Origin of the sequence: Nocardioides secundeburneus (genome assembly GCF_039939255.1) — a bacterium.
Taxonomy (GTDB): Bacteria; Actinomycetota; Actinomycetes; order Propionibacteriales; family Nocardioidaceae; genus Nocardioides.
Genome location: NZ_JBDUUE010000001.1, coordinates 735,550 through 751,051 on the forward strand (window position 1 = coordinate 735,550; position 15,502 = coordinate 751,051).

The window sequence follows — 15,502 nt, forward strand, 5'->3', positions numbered from 1 at the left end:
CACCGGTCGCCATGACCGACGAAGTGCGCGACGCCGTGGCCGAGGGCCACCCCGTCGTGGCGCTCGAGAGCACCATCATCAGCCACGGCATGCCCTACCCCGACAACGTCGCGATGGCCACCGAGGTCGAGGCGATCGTGCGCGACGGCGGCGCCGTCCCCGCCACCATCGCGGTGCTCGACGGCGTCCCGCGGGCCGGGCTGACCGAGGCCGACCTCGACCTGCTCGCCAGCGACCCGGGCGTCACGAAGGCGAGCGTGCGCGACCTGCCGCACGTCGTCGCGCGGGGCGCCCACGGCGCCACCACCGTCGCCGCCACGATGCGCCTGGCCGCGCTCGCCGGCATCGACGTGTTCGTCACCGGCGGGCTCGGCGGGGTGCACCGTGGCGCCGCCGAGTCGTTCGACGTCTCGGCCGACCTCACCGAGCTGGCGACGACGCCGGTCACGGTCGTCTGCGCGGGCGTCAAGAGCATCCTCGACATCGGCCTGACCCTCGAGGTGCTCGAGACCAACGGCGTGCCGCTGCTCGTGCACGGCAGCGACGACTTCCCGGCGTTCTACTCCCGGGTCAGCGGCTTCCGGGCCCCGCAGCGCACCGACACCGTCGACGAGCTGGCGGCCACGGTGCGCGCCGCCCGCGACCTCGGCCTCAGCAGCGGGATCGTGGTCGCCAACCCGGTGCCGGCCGACGACGAGATCCCGGCCGCCGAGATCGACGCCGTCATCACCCGCGCGCTCGCCGACCTCGACGAGCGCGGCATCACCGGCAAGGACGTCACGCCCTACCTGCTGGGCCGCATCGTCGAGCTCACCGACGGCGCCAGCCTGGTCACCAACATCGCGCTCGTGCGCCACAACGCGCGCCTGGGTGCGGCGCTCGCGGTGGCGCTCGCCGGCTGACGGCGTCCGGCAGCCGCGCTGCGTAGCCGGCCACTAGGTTGGACTCGTGCACTACGTCGGGATCGACCTCGCCTGGGGCGAGAAGCGCCCGACCGGCATCGCCGTCCTCGACGCCGACGCCCGGCTGCTGCACGTCGACGCCGTCCAGGACGACGACGAGATCGTGGCCGGGCTGGCCGCCTACGTCGAGGGCGAGTGCGTGGTCGGCATCGACGCCCCGCTCGTCGTCACGAACCCCACCGGGTCACGCCCGGCCGAGCAGCAGCTGAGCGCCGACTTCCGCCGGCACGACGCCGGCACCCACCCGAGCAACACCGGCAAGCGCGAGTTCGAGGGCGGCCGCACCCGGGGGGCCCGGGTCGCCAAGCGGATGAAGCTCGACCTCGACCCGCGCTCCGGACGCCGCCGCCGGGCGATCGAGGTCTACCCGCACGCCGCGACGATCGTGCTGTTCGGTCTCGACAAGGTCCTCAAGTACAAGCAGAAGACCGGCCGCGACCTCGAGCTGCTGCGCAGCGAGCTGCTGGCCCTGATGACCCACGTCGAGACCATCGTGACCGTCAGCGAGCAGTGGGTCGTGCTCCGCACGGCGGTCGAGGACGCCGTCCGCAAGGCCCAGCTGCGCCGCGTCGAGGACCAGGTCGACGCCGTCGTGTGCGCCTACGTCGCGCTGTTCGCCGACCGGCACCCCGAGCGCACCACGATCTACGGCGACGCGGCCACCGGGGCGATCGTCACCCCGACCAAGCAGGGCACGCCGTCGGCCCGCAGCCACGCCGACGTCGTCCGCGACGCCGTGCGCGCCTACGGTGCCGCGCACGCCGACCTGGTGCGCGCGGGCGACGACGCCGTCCGGCTCGTGCAGGGCTTCCTCGACGAGGCGGGCATCAACTACCTCTCGGTCACCGGCCGCACGAAGTCGGTCGCCTCTTTCGCCGAGAAGGCGGCCCGCACCGCGGGTGGTCGTCCCCTCTACGACGAGCCGCTGAGGATGATCACCGACCAGGTGGGGGTGCGGGTGATCACCTACGTCGCCCACGATGTCGCCGCCGTGGCCGACGTGCTCGCCGAGCAGGTGACGATCACCGACGACCGCGACCTCGGCCGCGAGACCGCCAGCGAGGGCCGGTTCGGCTACGCCAGCCGGCACCTGATGCTCGACCTCGACGGACAGGTCGTGCAGGTGCAGGTGCGCACGGTGCTGCAGCACGCGTGGGCCGAGTTCGAGCACGACATCCGCTACAAGGGCAGCGTGCCCGACGAGCACGCCAGCGAGTTCGACCGCCGCTTCACCCTGGCTGCCGGCCTGCTCGAGCTCGCCGACCGCGAGTTCGGCGAGATCCGCGACCGGCTGCGCGGCATCGCGCCGATGACGATCACCGGCACCGTCACCGACACGGTCGGCGGCGACGACCCCCGCCTCGACACCCGCGAGCTCGCCGCGTTCCTGGCCGGGCAGTTCTCCGACGCCGAGTGGTCGCGCACCGACCACTACGGCTGGATCGGCGGGCTGCTCCTCGAGCTCGGCATCACCTCGCTCGACGAGCTCGGCGACGTGCTGCGCGAGGCCGACGAGCCGGCCATCGCCGAGCGCATGGGCTACCGGCACCCGCCGGGCGCCGTCCGGCGTCTCGACGACGCGCTGCTGTGGGTCTTCGGCGCGCGCTACGTCGCGCTGCACGGCAACGCGCACCGGCGGCCGCTGCTCGAGCAGCGGCGCGAGCGCATGCAGGCTCAGGCGGGCAGCGCCGGCTCGCTCGACCCGACCGGCGGGGCCGCGTAGGCGCACTCGGTGAGCGTGAAGTCCTTGAACCGCAGGAACTCCGGCGACGACACCGAGGCCTCCAGGTAGTCCTCGACGGGTAGCTCGGCGTAGTAGCGGACGGCGTCGAGCAGCGCCTCGGTGTCGGACGACGGCTGGTCGTCGGCCAGCGCCTCGGCCTCCGGGACGGCGGTCTCGAAGCGCTCGACCGTGCCGTCGAGGTCGCCGAGGTTGAACGCGTCGATGCCCTGGCGCACCAGGTCGCAGACCTCGGTCTCGGCGAGCACGACGTCGCTGGTCTCGGACGGCGAGGACGAGGGCCCGTCGCCGTCGCCGCCGTCGTCGTCGGTGCCGCCGCAGGCGGACAGCACGAGCACGAGCGCCAGCGGGGCCAGGATCCTCACGCCATCGACGGTACGCCGCCGGGATCGCCTCGGCGCCACCCCTGAGCGTGCGCGTACGGTCGGGTCATGACTCCAGCCCAGCTGTTGGCCGACGCGTTCGGCCGTGTGCACGAGGGTGTCGTCGCGGTGCTCGACGACCTCACCGACGACGAGCTGCGCCACCGCCCCGGCCCCGACGCCAACCCGATCGGCTGGTTGGTGTGGCACCTGGTGCGGGTCGAGGACGACCACCTCGCCGGCGTCGGCGGGCACGACCAGGTCTACGGCGACTTCGTCGACCGCTTCGACCTGCCCTACGACGACGACGCCATCGGCTACGGCCAGAGCAGCGACGACGTCGCGGCGTTCACCGCGCCGGCCGACCTGCTCGCGGCCTACGCGAGCGCCGTCCACGAGCGCACGCTCGCCTACCTCGAGACCGTCGACGCGGCCGACCTCGACCGCGTGGTCGACGAGCGCTGGGACCCGCCGGTCACCCTCGCCGTCCGGCTCGTGAGCGTCGTCAACGACACCACCCAGCACGTCGGCCAGGCCGCCTACGTGCGCGGGCTGCTCGGGCGCTGACGGTCACCAGGCGGTGGGCTGGAAGTCCTTGAGGAAGTGGCCGTGCAGGTCGTCGCCGGCTTCGCCGCGCACCACCGGGTCGTAGACCCGGGCGGCGCCGTCGACGAGGTCGAGCGGGGCGTGCCAGCCCTCGGCGGCGATGCGCAGCTTGTCGTGGTGCGGCCGCTCGTCGGTGATCCAGCCGGTGTCGACGGCGTTCATCAGGATGCGATCGGTCTCGAACATCTCGCTCGCCGAGGTGCGGGTCAGCATGTTCAGGGCGGCCTTGGCCATGTTGGTGTGCGGATGACCGGACCCCTTGTAGCGCCGACCTCCAAACTGGCCCTCCATCGCCGAGACGTTGACGACGTGCGACCGGCCGGACGGCGCCGCCGCGGCCGCCGCGGCGAGCGCTGGCCGCAGGCGTGAGACCAGCAGGAACGGCGCGACCGAGTTGCACAGCTGCACCTCGAGCAGCTCGAGCGGGTCGACCTCGTCGACGGTCTGGGTCCACGAGTTCGAGGTGACGACGTCGGGCAGCAGCCCGCCGGCGTCGACCGCGGTGCCGGCGAGGTGCGCGTCGAGCGAGGCGTGCCCGGCCCTGAGCGCGAGAGCCGTGAGGGTGGCTGCGGTGTGGGCGGCTCGGGCGTGCTCGGGCGCCTCGCCCTCGTGGTGGGCCACCGGCGCCGCGGCGAGCGCCCCCGAGATCGAGGCCGGGTGCAGCTCGGAGATGCGGTCGAAGCTGACCATCTCGGGCAGTGCGATGCCCTCGGGCAGCGGCTCCTTCTCGGCCTCGACCAGCGGCGCGTAGGAGCCGGGCTGGCGACGGACCGTCTGGCAGGCGTTGTTGATCAGGACGTCGAGCGGCCCCGCGGCCGCGACGTCGTCGGCGAGGGCGACGACCTGCGTGGGGTCGCGCAGGTCGATGCCGACGACCTTGAGGCGGTGCAGCCACTCCCCGCTGTCGTCGAGGGCCGCGAAGCGGCGCACGGCGTCGTGCGGGAACCGCGTCGTGATGGTCAGGTGGGCGCCGTCGCGCAGCAGGCGCAGGGCGATGTACATGCCGATCTTGGCCCGGCCGCCGGTCAGCAGCGCACGTCGTCCGGTGAGGTCGGTGCCCTGGTCGCGCTTGGCGTGCGACATCGCGGCGCACGAGGGGCAGAGCCAGTGGTAGAACGCGTCGACGAGCGTGTAGTCGTTCTTGCAGATGTAGCAGCCGCGGGGGTTGAGCAGCTCGCCGGCGAACTCGCGCCCGGCCGACTCGGCCGCCGAGGTGAGCAGGATGCCCTCGGTCTCGTCGTCGATGCGCAGCGGGCTGCCGGTCGCCGTCGCCTCGGTGATCGCCCGGTCGTGGGCCAGCTCGGCGTCGCGCTTGGCGCGCCGCCGCTCGTGCTTGAGCGCCTTGTACATGTGCGACGCCGCCCGCTTGACCGCGATGTGGTCGGGGTCGTCCTCCGGCACGGTGTGGAGCGCGCCGAGGACGCGCAGCGTCGCCTCGAGGTCGTCGGGGTCGATCACCGACCCAGGGTAGGAGCGGGCCGAGCCCGGCGGCGAACTCGCGCCGCCGTGACGCGTCCGCGGCCGACGTGGCCGGCGGTCAGATGGTCGTCGGGCGGGTGATCCGGTAGCGCACGAACGCCGGGACGGCGAGCGCGGCCACGACCGTGCCCACGACGACGAGCACGCCGCCGCCGGCCGCGGCGGCGGCGGTGCCGACCGAGGCGGCGGCCGCGCCGTGGGCGACGTCGGCGATGCGCGGGCCGCCGGCGACGACGACGATGAAGATGCCCTGGAGGCGTCCGCGCACCTCGTCGGACGCCGCGGCCTGCAGCATCGAGCTGCGGAACGCGGCCGAGGCCATGTCGGCCGCGCCGCCGAGCATCAGCATCACGACCGCGACGGCGAGCATCGTCGTCCGCAGGTCGGCGTGCGAGGCCGCGACGCCGACCGCGAGGCCGAACCCGACCATCGCCGCGCCCCACAGCAGGATGCACACGATGACCGCGCGACCCTGCGCCTCGACCTTCGAGACCCAGCCCGACAGCACGCCGCCGAGCACGGCGCCGGCGGGGATCGCGGCGAACAGCAGCGCGAACGCCAGCCCGCCCTCGGGGTCGCCGGCGAAGCTCTTGTCGGCGATTTCCGGGAAGAGCGCGCGCGGCATGCCGAAGACCATCGCGATGATGTCGACGACGAACGACATCATCAGCACCGGCTGGCCGCGCAGGTAGGTGAACCCCTCGACCACCGAGCGGAGCCCGGGCGCCTTGGCGGCCACGCCCTCGATCGCCAGCGACGGCAGCCGGACGACGGCCGACAGCGTCGCGAGGAGGGTGAGGGTGTCGATGAGGTAGAGCCACTCGAGCCCGAAGACGGGGATCAGCGCCCCGGCGACGAGCGGGCCGGCGATGCCGCCGGCCTGGAAGACGGTCATGTTGAGCGAGTTGGCCGCCGGCAGCAGGTCGGGCGTCAGCAGCCGCGGCAGGACGGCGGAGCGGGTGGGCTGGTTGACGGCGAAGAAGGCCTGCTGCACCGAGAACAGACACAGCAGCAGCCACACGTTCGTGTTGCCGAGTGCGGCCTGCACCCAGAACAGGGCGCTGGTGACGATGAGGCCGACGGTCGTGCAGATGAGGATCGTGCGCCGGTCGAAGACGTCGGCGAGCGCGCCGCCCCACAGCCCGAACACGACGAGCGGCACCAGGCCGAACACGCCGGTCAGGCCCACGTAGGCCGACGAGCCGGTGTCGGCGTAGATCTGGGCGGGCACGGCGACGACCGTCAGCTGGGCGCCGATCACGGTGACGATGTTGGCGAGCCACAGCCGCCGGAAGTGGTCGTTCTGCAGCGGCCGGGTGTCGGCGACCAGGCCGCGCAGCCGGCTCACGGGCGTTCGTCGGGGCCGGGGTCGACGACCTCGACCACGACGGCGCCGGCGGCGTGGCGTCCGGCGAGCTCGCGGTAGTAGGCGGCGTTGGTCTCGACCCAGAACTCCGACGACGTGCCGCCGATCGGCTTGGTCGGTCGGCACGGCACCCCGGCCGCGACCATGCCGCCGGGGATCTGGGTGCCGGGGGTGACCACCGAGCCGGCCGCGACGAGCGTGCCGGGGCCGACCACCGACCCGTCGAGCAGGGTGCTGCCGTTGCCGACCAGCGCCTTCTCCTCCACCGCCCGGCCGTGGACGACGCACCCGTGGCCGATGGTCGCGTCGGGCCCGACCTCGACCGTCTCACCGGGCGCGGCGTGCAGCACCGAGTTGTCCTGGACGTTCGAGCCGGCACGCACGACGATCGTGCAGATGTCGGCGCGCAGCACCGCGCCGTACCAGACGCTGGCGCCGGCCTCGACGGTCACGTCGCCGATCAGCGTGGCGGTGTCCGCCACGAAAGCGTCGGGGTGGACGACGGGGCGCTTGCCCTCGAACTCGATCAGGGTCACCTGTGCACGGTAGGACCAGCCCGATCCGGTCGGGTGATGGGGTCCACGGGAACCGGACGGGTGAAATCTCGTGAAACTCCACCGGGTACGGCTCCTGGGTGCTTCCCTGAGCAGTCGCCACCCTCCGGGCGACCACACACGAAGAGAAGCCGATGCCCCCCACCGACGACGACGTCGACCTCGACCACGCGTACCTGTCCGCGCGTGCCGGCACCCCCGCGACCCTGCTGGGGCCCGAGGGCGAGCCCGTGCTCGCGCTGACCCTCGGCGAGCCGAGCCAGGAGCGGGTCGCCGGCGGCTGGGCCTCCTGGTCGGTCGACCTCGTCGGTCCGGCCGACCCGCGCCTCGACCAGAGCACCTACCGCGTCCGCTTCGACGACGGCGAGGCCTGGCTCTTCCTCGTCCCGGTCGCCGGCGACGACGCCACCACGACCTACCAGTCCACCTTCACCCGGGAGGCCGAGACGCCATGACCGACCACCTCGACACCCTCGCTGACCCCGAGGCGACCGGCCGCCCCGTCGCGGCGACCAGACGCAGCGTCATCACCGCGGCCGGCGTCGTCGGCGCGGCCGTCGCCGTCCCGGTCGGACTCCGGTTCGGCCCCGAGCTGTTCCAGGGCGCGGCCGCTGCGGCGCCGGTGCTCGACCGGGCCAGCTTCACCCCGCACCTCGGACGCCGGTTCACCGCCCGCCTCGGCGACACCACGGCCGGCCTCGAGCTGGTCGAGGTGCTCGACCTGAACGGGGCGCCGGCCGGCGACACCGACAGCTTCGTGCTGCGCTTCACGCCCGACCGCGACCTCCCCCAGGACAGCTACGAGATCTCGCGGACCGGCCTCGACGCCGGTCCGGTGTTCCTCGTGCCGGAGGGCCCGGAGCCGGGCGACGCCCTGGTCGCGGTGTTCAACCGCACCGTCGACCGTCGGGGGGTGGCTCGATGAGCGAGCCCCACATCGGCGAGATCCGGCTCTTCGGCGGCAACTTCGCGCCCGTCGGCTGGGCCCTGTGCGACGGCTCGCTGCTGCCGATCGCCGAGTACGACGCCCTCTACAACCTCCTCGGCACGAGGTACGGCGGCGACGGCCAGCAGACCTTCGCCGTGCCCGACCTGCGGGGCCGGATGCCCGTGCACCGTGGGCAGGGTCCGGGCCTGTCCGACCGGGTCGCGGGGCAGGCGTTCGGCACCGAGACCGTGACCCTCACGGTCGCGCAGCTGCCGCCCCACGACCACCGGCTGGCGGCCAGCAGCGGCCTGGCGACGTCGTCGTCCCCGGTCGGTGCGGTGCCCGCCCAGGTGCTCGAGGACGCCGCCTACAGCACCGGGGGAGCGGGGGTGGGCCTGCAGGCCGACGCCGTCAGCCCGGCCGGCTCCGGCCTGCCCCACGCCAACGTGCAACCGGTGCTGGCGGTCACCTACATCATCAGCCTCTTCGGCATCTACCCGTTCGCGAGCTGAGGAGCGACATGGACTTCGAGCCGTTCGTGGGCGAGATCGCCCCGTGCCCCTACGACTTCGCGCCGCGCGGCTGGGCCCTGTGCCAGGGCCAGCTCCTGAGCATCAACCAGAACGTCGCGCTCTTCAGCATCCTCGGTATCACCTACGGCGGCAACGGCACCACCACCTTCGCCCTGCCGAACCTCAGCGGCCGCGTCGCCGTGAACCGGGGCCAGGGCCCCGGCCTGTCGCGCTACGAGCTGGGTCAACCGTCGGGCAGCGAGTCCGTCACCCTCACCGCCGCCACGATGCCGCCCCACCGGCACCGGGTCCTCGCCTCGGCAGGCCCCGGGAACGCGAGCAGCCCCGCGGGGACGGCGTTCGCGGCCGGCTCCGCACCGGCGTTCCGCGCCGGGGGCGAGGGCCGGTTCACCTTCGCGACCCTGCCGGGCGCGGGCGGGAGCCAGCCGCACGAGAACCGGCAGCCCTTCGTCGTCCTGAACTACGTCATCGCCCTGCAGGGCGTGTTCCCACCACGTCCCTGAGCAGGAGACCACCTCGTGAGCGACGAACCCTTCCTCGGCAGCCTGATGCTGACCGCCTTCGACTTCGCCCCCCGCGGCTGGGCCCCCTGTGACGGCCAGCTCCTGCCGGTGGCGCAGAACCAGGCGCTGTTCTCCCTGCTCGGCAACCGCTACGGCGGCGACGGTGTGACCACCTTCGCCCTGCCCGACCTGCGCGGCCGGGTGCCGGTCGGGGCCGGGCCGCTGCCCGGCGGGAGCACCTACACCCTCGCCTCGTCCGGTGGTGCCGAGGAGGTCGTGCTCACCGCGGCACAGCTCCCGCTGCACGACCACCGTCTGGACGCCTCCGGTCGACAGGCCAACACCGCAAACCCCGACGGGGCCCTGATCGCCGCGGGTGGTCCTCTCCGCTTCGCCACCCGAGCCACGTCGGCCGGTGTGGCGATGGGGCCGGGCACGCCCGACGGCGGTGGGGGCGGTCAGGCCCACCCCAACCTCGGACCCTCCCTCGTCCTCAACTGGGTGATCGCCCTCGCCGGCCTCTACCCGAGCCGCAGCTAGAAGGTCACCACGTGAACCGCACCCTGTCCCTGTCCCTCGTCGGCGCCCTCGCCGGAGGACTCCTCGCCGCAGTGCCGCTGGGCGCCCCGACGGCCACGGCCTCGTCGGCACTGGTCCAGGCACCGACGACCGAGGCGCCGCTGGTCCGCGCCCCGGCCGGCTCGGCCGAGACCCGACTCAACACCCAGGACGCCCTCGGCGGTGTCGGTGAGACCGACGTCGCCTTCGACCCGGTCGCCAACCGCTACCTGGTCGTCTGGTCGGCCTCCACCGTCGTCGACGCCGCCCGCGGCTCGGCCGGCACGCGCCAGTCGGTCGTCGGCCAGTACGTCGACGCCACCAGCGGCGCCGTCGTCGGCGACCAGCTCGCCATCGCCTCGGGCGCGACGGGCCGGGGCGACCTCGACGCCGTCGAGCCGTCGGTGGCCTGGGACGCCGGGCGCGCCCGCTTCGTCGTCGTCTACGCCCAGGACACCCTGGCCGACATCGGGCCGGTCGACCGCACGGCCTTCCAGGTGCGCGCGGTGACCGTCGCCGATCGGACGGTCGGTGACTCGGTCGCGGTCAGTGCCGACCCGGTCGGTGAGCGTGACGCCCGTCAGCCCGACGTCGCCGTCGCCGCGAGCACCCCGGCGCCCGATGCGCTGGTGGTGGCGTGGCAGTCGGCCGAGGAGAACGGTCTCCGGCAGACCCGGCTGACCCGGCTGCGCGGCACCGACCTGACCCCGGTGGGTGACTCGTTGGTCGCCAACGACTTCGGCCTGACCGTCGGCGACCAGAGCGCGCCGTCGGTCGCCGTCCAGCGAGGTGGGTCCGCCGTCGTGACGTGGACCGCCACCATCGACGACGCGCCGCAGGCGCGGCTGTTCATCGGGTTCACGACGTCGGACTTCACGCCGTTGCGCACGAGCATCACGTCGAACGTCACCGACGGGGGCCCGACGTCGGTCACGGCCGAGGTGGGCGCTGACGGCGCCCTGGTCGCCTGGTCGGCGTTCCCGAGCGGCGGGCCGGCCCGCGTCACGGCCGGCCGGGTCGGCGTCGTCACGGCGGCCAACCCGTCCTTCCGGGTCCTGGGCCCGGTGGGTCCGTCCGCGAACGACCAGCTGTCGCCGGCGATCAGCGCGAACCGTGACGGCGAGGCCGTCGTGTCGTGGATCGAGCGTCAGGGTGTCGACCACCAGGTGCGCACGGCCCGTCTCACGACCGGCGACACCCCGGTGACGACCGGGCCCTTCACGCTCAGCACCCTGCGCGGCTCGATCAGCACTGAGCCGACCGCCCCGGCGGTGGCCTGGAGCAAGGGCACCGTCGGCACCTCGTTCACGACCTGGTCCGGCGAGGCCTCGGGACTGCTGGCCCCCGGCGAGTCGGAGGCGTGGGGACGCATCGAGCAGGGTCCGCGCCGGCTCGAGGCCGACCTCGGCACGACGCTGACCGTCTCGCCGAGCAACCCCGCCGCGCCGGTCGCCGGCGTCGAGACCGGCGACGTGATCACCTGGACGCTCGGCTTCTCCAACGCCGCCGTCAGCGCGACCGAGGTCGACGGCGCCACCTTGACGTTGAGCAACGACGTCGGCGCCGACCTCACCGACCTCGTCGGCAGCATCACGTACGACACCCCGGGGGTCGTCGTCTCCCAGACGTCGGCCGACCCGCTCCGCTGGACGCTGTTCGGGCTCGACCCGGGCGAGTCCGGCACGATCACCGTGCAGAGCCGGGTGGTCACGGGCCGTCCGTCCGGCACGGTCCTCCAGCGGACGTCGTCGATCTCGGCGCCCGCCAACACCGACGCCAACGCCGCGAACGACGCCGCGAGCGCGACCGCGACGAGCGACGACAAGCCCTCCGTCGTCTCCGTGACGGCCGGCCCCTCGCCGGTGCGGACGACGGCCACGGCGACCGTCCGGTTCAGCGAGGCGGTCACCGGGTTCACCACCGCCGACGTCGCGGTCGGCGCCACCACCGGCACGGCGAGCGCCACCGTGACCGGCGTGAGCTGCTCGGGCCAGGACTGCACGGTCTCGCTCGCGACGACCGGCGACGGCACCGTGCGCGTCGTCGTCCCGGCCTCCGCCACGGCCACCGACGCCTCCGGCAAGACGCTCTCGACGGGCAACCTGCCGCTCTCCAGCGGGACGGTGCTGGTCGACACCACGCGCCCGACGATCGCCTTCGACGCCCCCGCCGGCCCCGTCCGGGGCTCCTTCGGGGTCTCGATCATCGCCAGCGAGGCGGTCACCGGGCTCGAGGCCGGCGACTTCGTGGTCACCAACGCCACCTTCGGCAGCCTGGCCGGCAGCGGTGCGGTCTACACGCTCGTCGTCACCCCCACCGCCGACGGCCCCGTCACGGTCTCGCTGCCCGCCGGCGCGGTCGCCGACGCGGCAGGCAACCCGAACCTGGCCTCGCCCGTGCTGTCGGTCGACTACGACGGCACCGCCCCGACCGTGTCGCTCGACGCCGCCCCCGGGCCGTTCCGCGCGCCCTACCGCGTGACGGCCACGTTCAGCGAGTCCGTCACCGGCGTCCAGGCCGGGGACTTCTCGGTCACCGCCGGCTCTGCCACCATCGGCGACCTGCAGGGCTCGGGCACGACGTGGTCGGTGCTCGTGTCGCCGACGGCGCAGGGCCCGGTCACCGTCGCGTTCCCCGCGGGCGGAGCGGTTGACCGGGCCGGCAACGCCAACACCGCGGCGACGCCTGTGGTGCGCACCTTCGACTCCCTCGCACCGACCGCGACGCTGTCGACGACGTCGTCGGCGACCGTGCCGGTCAACGGCGCGTTCCCGGTGACGCTGACGTTCTCCGAGTCGGTGAGCGGCGTCGTCGCCGGCGACGTCACCGTCGTCAACGGCACCGTCGAGGGCTTCGCGGGCTCCGGCGACACCTACACCTTCTCCGTGCGTCCCACCGCCGACGGCGAGGTGTCGGTCTCGGTCGCCGACGGCGCGGGTGCCGACACCGCCGCCAACCCGAGCGCGGCCAGCAACACGATCACCCGGACAGCGGACCTGACCCGGCCGAGCGTCGTCCTGACGGCGCCGGCGGAGCCGGTCAGCTCGGCCTTCGCGGTCACCGCGACGTTCTCCGAGACGGTCACCGGCCTCGAGGCCGCCGACTTCTCGGTCACGAACGGCACCGTCACCGCGGTCACCGGCTCGGGCACCACCTGGACGGTGAGCGTCCGGCCGACGGCGGACGGCGACGTCGTCGTCGCCCTGCCGGCCGGAGCCGCCTCCGACGCCGCCGGCAACACCAGCCTGGCCGGTGCGCCCGTCACCACCGTCTTCGACGGCACCCGGCCCTCGGTCGTGCTCGACGCCGCACCCGGGCCTTTCCGCGCGGCCTACCGCGTGACGGCGACGTTCAGCGAGTCGGTCACCGGCGTCCAGGTCGGGGACTTCGCCGTCACCGGCGGCACGGCCGAGCTCGACGACCTCCAGGGGTCGGGCACGACGTGGTCGGTGCGGGTCTCGCCGTCGTCGCAGGGCGCGGTCACCGTCGCCTTCGCCGCGAACAGGGCCACCGACGCGGCCGGCAACGGCAACACCGCGGCGACGCCGCTGGTGCGCACCTTCGACTCCGTCGCCCCGACGGCGACGCTGACGTCGGAATCCGGGCCGGTCAACGGTGCGTTCGCGGTGACGCTGACGTTCTCCGAGTCGGTCGCCGGCGTCGTCGCGAGCGACGTCACCGTCGTCAACGGCACCGTCGAGGGCTTCGCCGGCTCCGGCACGACGTACACCTTCGACGTGCGTCCCACCGCCGACGGCGAGGTCTCGGTCTCGGTCACCGGTGGCGCGGCCACCGACGCCGCCGGCAACCCGAGCGCGGCCAGCAACACGATCACTCGCGCCGCGGACCTGACCCGACCGACCGTCGAGCTGACGGCGCCGGCCGGGCCGCTCAACGCCGCCTTCACGGTGACCGCGACGTTCTCCGAGGCCGTCACCGGCCTCACGCTCGACGACGTCGAGGTCGCCGGCGGCACGCCGTCGGCACTCGAGACCGTCAGCGCGTCGGTCTACCGGTTCACGGTCACGCCCGCCGTCGACGGCACCGTCACGGTCGGCCTGCCCGCGAACGCGGCGACCGACGTCGCCGGCAACGGCAACGAAGCGGCGACCCCGCTCCCGCGCGACTACGACGCCACCCGGCCCACGGTCACGCTGACGGCCCCCGACGGGCCGCTCAACGCACCGTTCATGGTGACCGGCACGTTCTCCGAGCCGGTCACCGGCCTCCAGGTCGGCGACCTCCAGGTCACGGGCGCCGGGCTCACCGACCTGGTGGTCACGGCCTCGGGCTTCACGGTGCGGGTCGTCCCGACGGCCCAGGGCGAGGCGAGCCTCCTCGTCGTCGACGGCGCGGTGCGCGACGCGGCCGGCAACCCCAGCACCGCCTCCGACGTGCTGCGGCGCGCCTTCGACTCCGTGCGTCCCGACGTGACGCTCACGGCGCCTGCCGGCCCGGTCGACGGCGCGTTCACGGTCACCGCCACGTTCTCCGAGACCGTCACCGGCGTCACGCTCGACGACGTCGCGATCACCAACGGCGTGGCGCGCGACCTCGCCGGCTCCGGCGCTACTTACACCTTCACGGTCGAGCCGTCCGCCGACGGCGACGTCACGGTCACCGTCATCGACGGCGCGGCCACCGATGCGGCGGGCAACACCAGCACCGCGTCGACGACGCTGACCCGGCTCGCCGACGCGACCGCCCCGACGGCGACGATCACCAGCTCGGCGGCCGACCCGACCTCGTCGACGTCGATCACCCTCGACGTCGTCTTCTCCGAGCCGGTCACCGGCCTCGCGCTCGGCGACCTGACGGTCACCGGCGGCGTGCTGTCCGACCTCGTCGGCTCGGCCGACACCTACGGCGTCACCCTCACCTTCGACCCGGCCGGTGACGGCGCCACCGTCGGCCTCCCCGCCGACGCAGCGGATGACGCGGCGGGCAACGGCAACGCCGCGGCCACGCCCTTCAGCACCGGGTACGACGCCACCGCGCCGACCGTGGTCGTGACCCGTGGCCCCGGACAGGCGGACCCGGCCCGCGGCAGCACGGTCGTCTTCACCGTGACCGCGAGCGAGCCGGTCGGCGACCTCGCCGCCGCCGACCTGGTGGTCACCGGCACGGCCGGCGCCCGGACGGCGACGGTGACCCGTCGCGGCGCGGCGACCTTCCAGGTCAGCGTGACCGGCATGCGCACCAGCGGCGGCGTCGGGCTCGGCCTCGCCGCCGGCGCCCTGCGCGACCGGGCCGGCAATGGCTCCGCCGCGGTGCCCGGCGTCGTCGTCACGTGGCTCGCCGTCCCGGCACCGCAGGTCGGCATCCTCTTCGACCACCGGTGCCTGCCCGGCAACGGGCTCGACGGCGGGCAGGTCGGGATCCGACTCACGCCCGCCACCGCGACGACGCTGCGGATCCTGTCCACCAACGCGGCGCTGGTGCCGCCGTCCCGCGTCCGGGTCGTCGGCCGCGGCGCCGGCGACCCTCGCCACCGCCTCGTCGTGCGCCCGGTCCCCGGTCGCTCCGGCGTCGCGATCGTGACGGTGGTGGCCACCAACGCCGCCGGCACCGCCCGACGCAGCGTGCGTGTGGTCGTCGGTACGAACGGGCCCGACCGGCTCGTCGGCACCGCGGGCGTCGACCTGATGTTCGGCCGCCATGGCGACGACGTGATCCGCGGTGGGGCCGAGCGCGACCTGCTGTGCGGCGGCCCCGGCCGCGACCGGCTCGACGGTCAGGAGGGCCGCGACGCCCTGTACGGCGGCGCGGGCGACGACGTACTGTTCGGCGGACGACGCAGCGACGTGCTCGTCGGCGGTCGAGGTCGCGACGTCCTCAAGGGCGGGCGCAACGTCAACGTGGTCGTCCCGCGGCTGTTCTGATCCCACGCGCCGTCGCCACGTCTGCCCG

The 15,502-nt window shown here is 74.1% G+C and carries 13 protein-coding genes; 9 read left to right on the forward strand and 4 right to left on the reverse strand.

All coding sequences use genetic code 11. The features are described 5' to 3' along the window. The first annotated feature begins 11 nt into the window (after positions 1–11). Together ABFT23_RS03340 and ABFT23_RS03345 are read left to right on the forward strand one after the other, a co-directional pair. Positions 12–902, forward strand: coding sequence for a pseudouridine-5'-phosphate glycosidase (locus ABFT23_RS03340; RefSeq protein WP_347892573.1), 891 nt, complete (start codon positions 12–14; stop codon positions 900–902). Positions 903–948: 46 nt separating this feature from the next. Next, a complete protein-coding gene (locus ABFT23_RS03345; RefSeq protein WP_347892574.1) occupies positions 949–2,685 on the forward strand; it encodes a DUF429 domain-containing protein in 1,737 nt (578 codons plus the stop codon). Here the strand turns inward: ABFT23_RS03345 and ABFT23_RS03350 are convergent. Further along, positions 2,637–3,068: a hypothetical protein gene (locus tag ABFT23_RS03350; RefSeq protein ID WP_347892576.1), complete on the reverse strand. Its 432-nt coding sequence runs from the start codon at positions 3,066–3,068 to the stop codon at positions 2,637–2,639. The genes ABFT23_RS03345 and ABFT23_RS03350 overlap by 49 nt on opposite strands. 66 nt (positions 3,069–3,134) lie before the next feature. Between ABFT23_RS03350 and ABFT23_RS03355 the strand changes: the two genes are divergently transcribed. After that, positions 3,135–3,632 (forward strand): mycothiol transferase, encoded by a 498-nt coding sequence (locus ABFT23_RS03355; RefSeq protein WP_347892577.1) that lies wholly within the window; start codon positions 3,135–3,137, stop codon positions 3,630–3,632. Between the two features lie 3 nt (positions 3,633–3,635). Here the strand turns inward: ABFT23_RS03355 and ABFT23_RS03360 are convergent, their stop codons facing one another. From ABFT23_RS03360 to ABFT23_RS03370, 3 genes are all read right to left on the reverse strand, one after another. Then, a complete protein-coding gene (locus tag ABFT23_RS03360; RefSeq protein WP_347892578.1) occupies positions 3,636–5,129 on the reverse strand; it encodes an SDR family NAD(P)-dependent oxidoreductase in 1,494 nt (497 codons plus the stop codon). Positions 5,130–5,208: 79 nt separating this feature from the next. Beyond that, complete coding sequence (locus ABFT23_RS03365) at positions 5,209–6,498, reverse strand: MFS transporter (RefSeq protein WP_347892580.1); 1,290 nt, start codon at positions 6,496–6,498, stop codon at positions 5,209–5,211. Further along, positions 6,495–7,052 carry a gamma carbonic anhydrase family protein gene (locus ABFT23_RS03370; RefSeq protein ID WP_347892581.1) on the reverse strand — a complete coding sequence of 186 codons (558 nt, stop codon included), beginning with the start codon at positions 7,050–7,052 and terminating at the stop codon, positions 6,495–6,497. Before ABFT23_RS03370 ends, ABFT23_RS03365 begins: the two co-directional genes overlap by 4 nt. Positions 7,053–7,204: 152 nt before the next feature. Between ABFT23_RS03370 and ABFT23_RS03375 the strand changes: the two genes are divergently transcribed. From ABFT23_RS03375 to ABFT23_RS03400, 6 genes are read left to right on the forward strand one after another with little or no spacing between them, the layout of a single operon-like run. Then, positions 7,205–7,525, forward strand: coding sequence for a DUF6916 family protein (locus ABFT23_RS03375; RefSeq protein ID WP_347892582.1), 321 nt, complete (start codon positions 7,205–7,207; stop codon positions 7,523–7,525). After that, positions 7,522–7,995 (forward strand): DUF6916 family protein, encoded by a 474-nt coding sequence (locus ABFT23_RS03380; protein ID WP_347892584.1) that lies wholly within the window; start codon positions 7,522–7,524, stop codon positions 7,993–7,995. Before ABFT23_RS03375 ends, ABFT23_RS03380 begins: the two co-directional genes overlap by 4 nt. After that, complete coding sequence (locus tag ABFT23_RS03385; RefSeq protein ID WP_347892585.1) at positions 7,992–8,510, forward strand: phage tail protein; 519 nt, start codon at positions 7,992–7,994, stop codon at positions 8,508–8,510. Before ABFT23_RS03380 ends, ABFT23_RS03385 begins: the two co-directional genes overlap by 4 nt. An 8-nt stretch (positions 8,511–8,518) precedes the next feature. Further along, positions 8,519–9,034, forward strand: a complete 516-nt coding sequence (locus ABFT23_RS03390) for a phage tail protein (protein WP_347892587.1) — start codon at positions 8,519–8,521, stop codon at positions 9,032–9,034. 15 nt (positions 9,035–9,049) lie between these two features. Continuing rightward, complete coding sequence (locus ABFT23_RS03395) at positions 9,050–9,574, forward strand: phage tail protein (protein ID WP_347892588.1); 525 nt, start codon at positions 9,050–9,052, stop codon at positions 9,572–9,574. Between the two features lie 11 nt (positions 9,575–9,585). Beyond that, positions 9,586–15,474 carry an Ig-like domain-containing protein gene (locus ABFT23_RS03400; RefSeq protein WP_347892589.1) on the forward strand — a complete coding sequence of 1,963 codons (5,889 nt, stop codon included), beginning with the start codon at positions 9,586–9,588 and terminating at the stop codon, positions 15,472–15,474. Positions 15,475–15,502 lie beyond the last annotated feature (28 nt).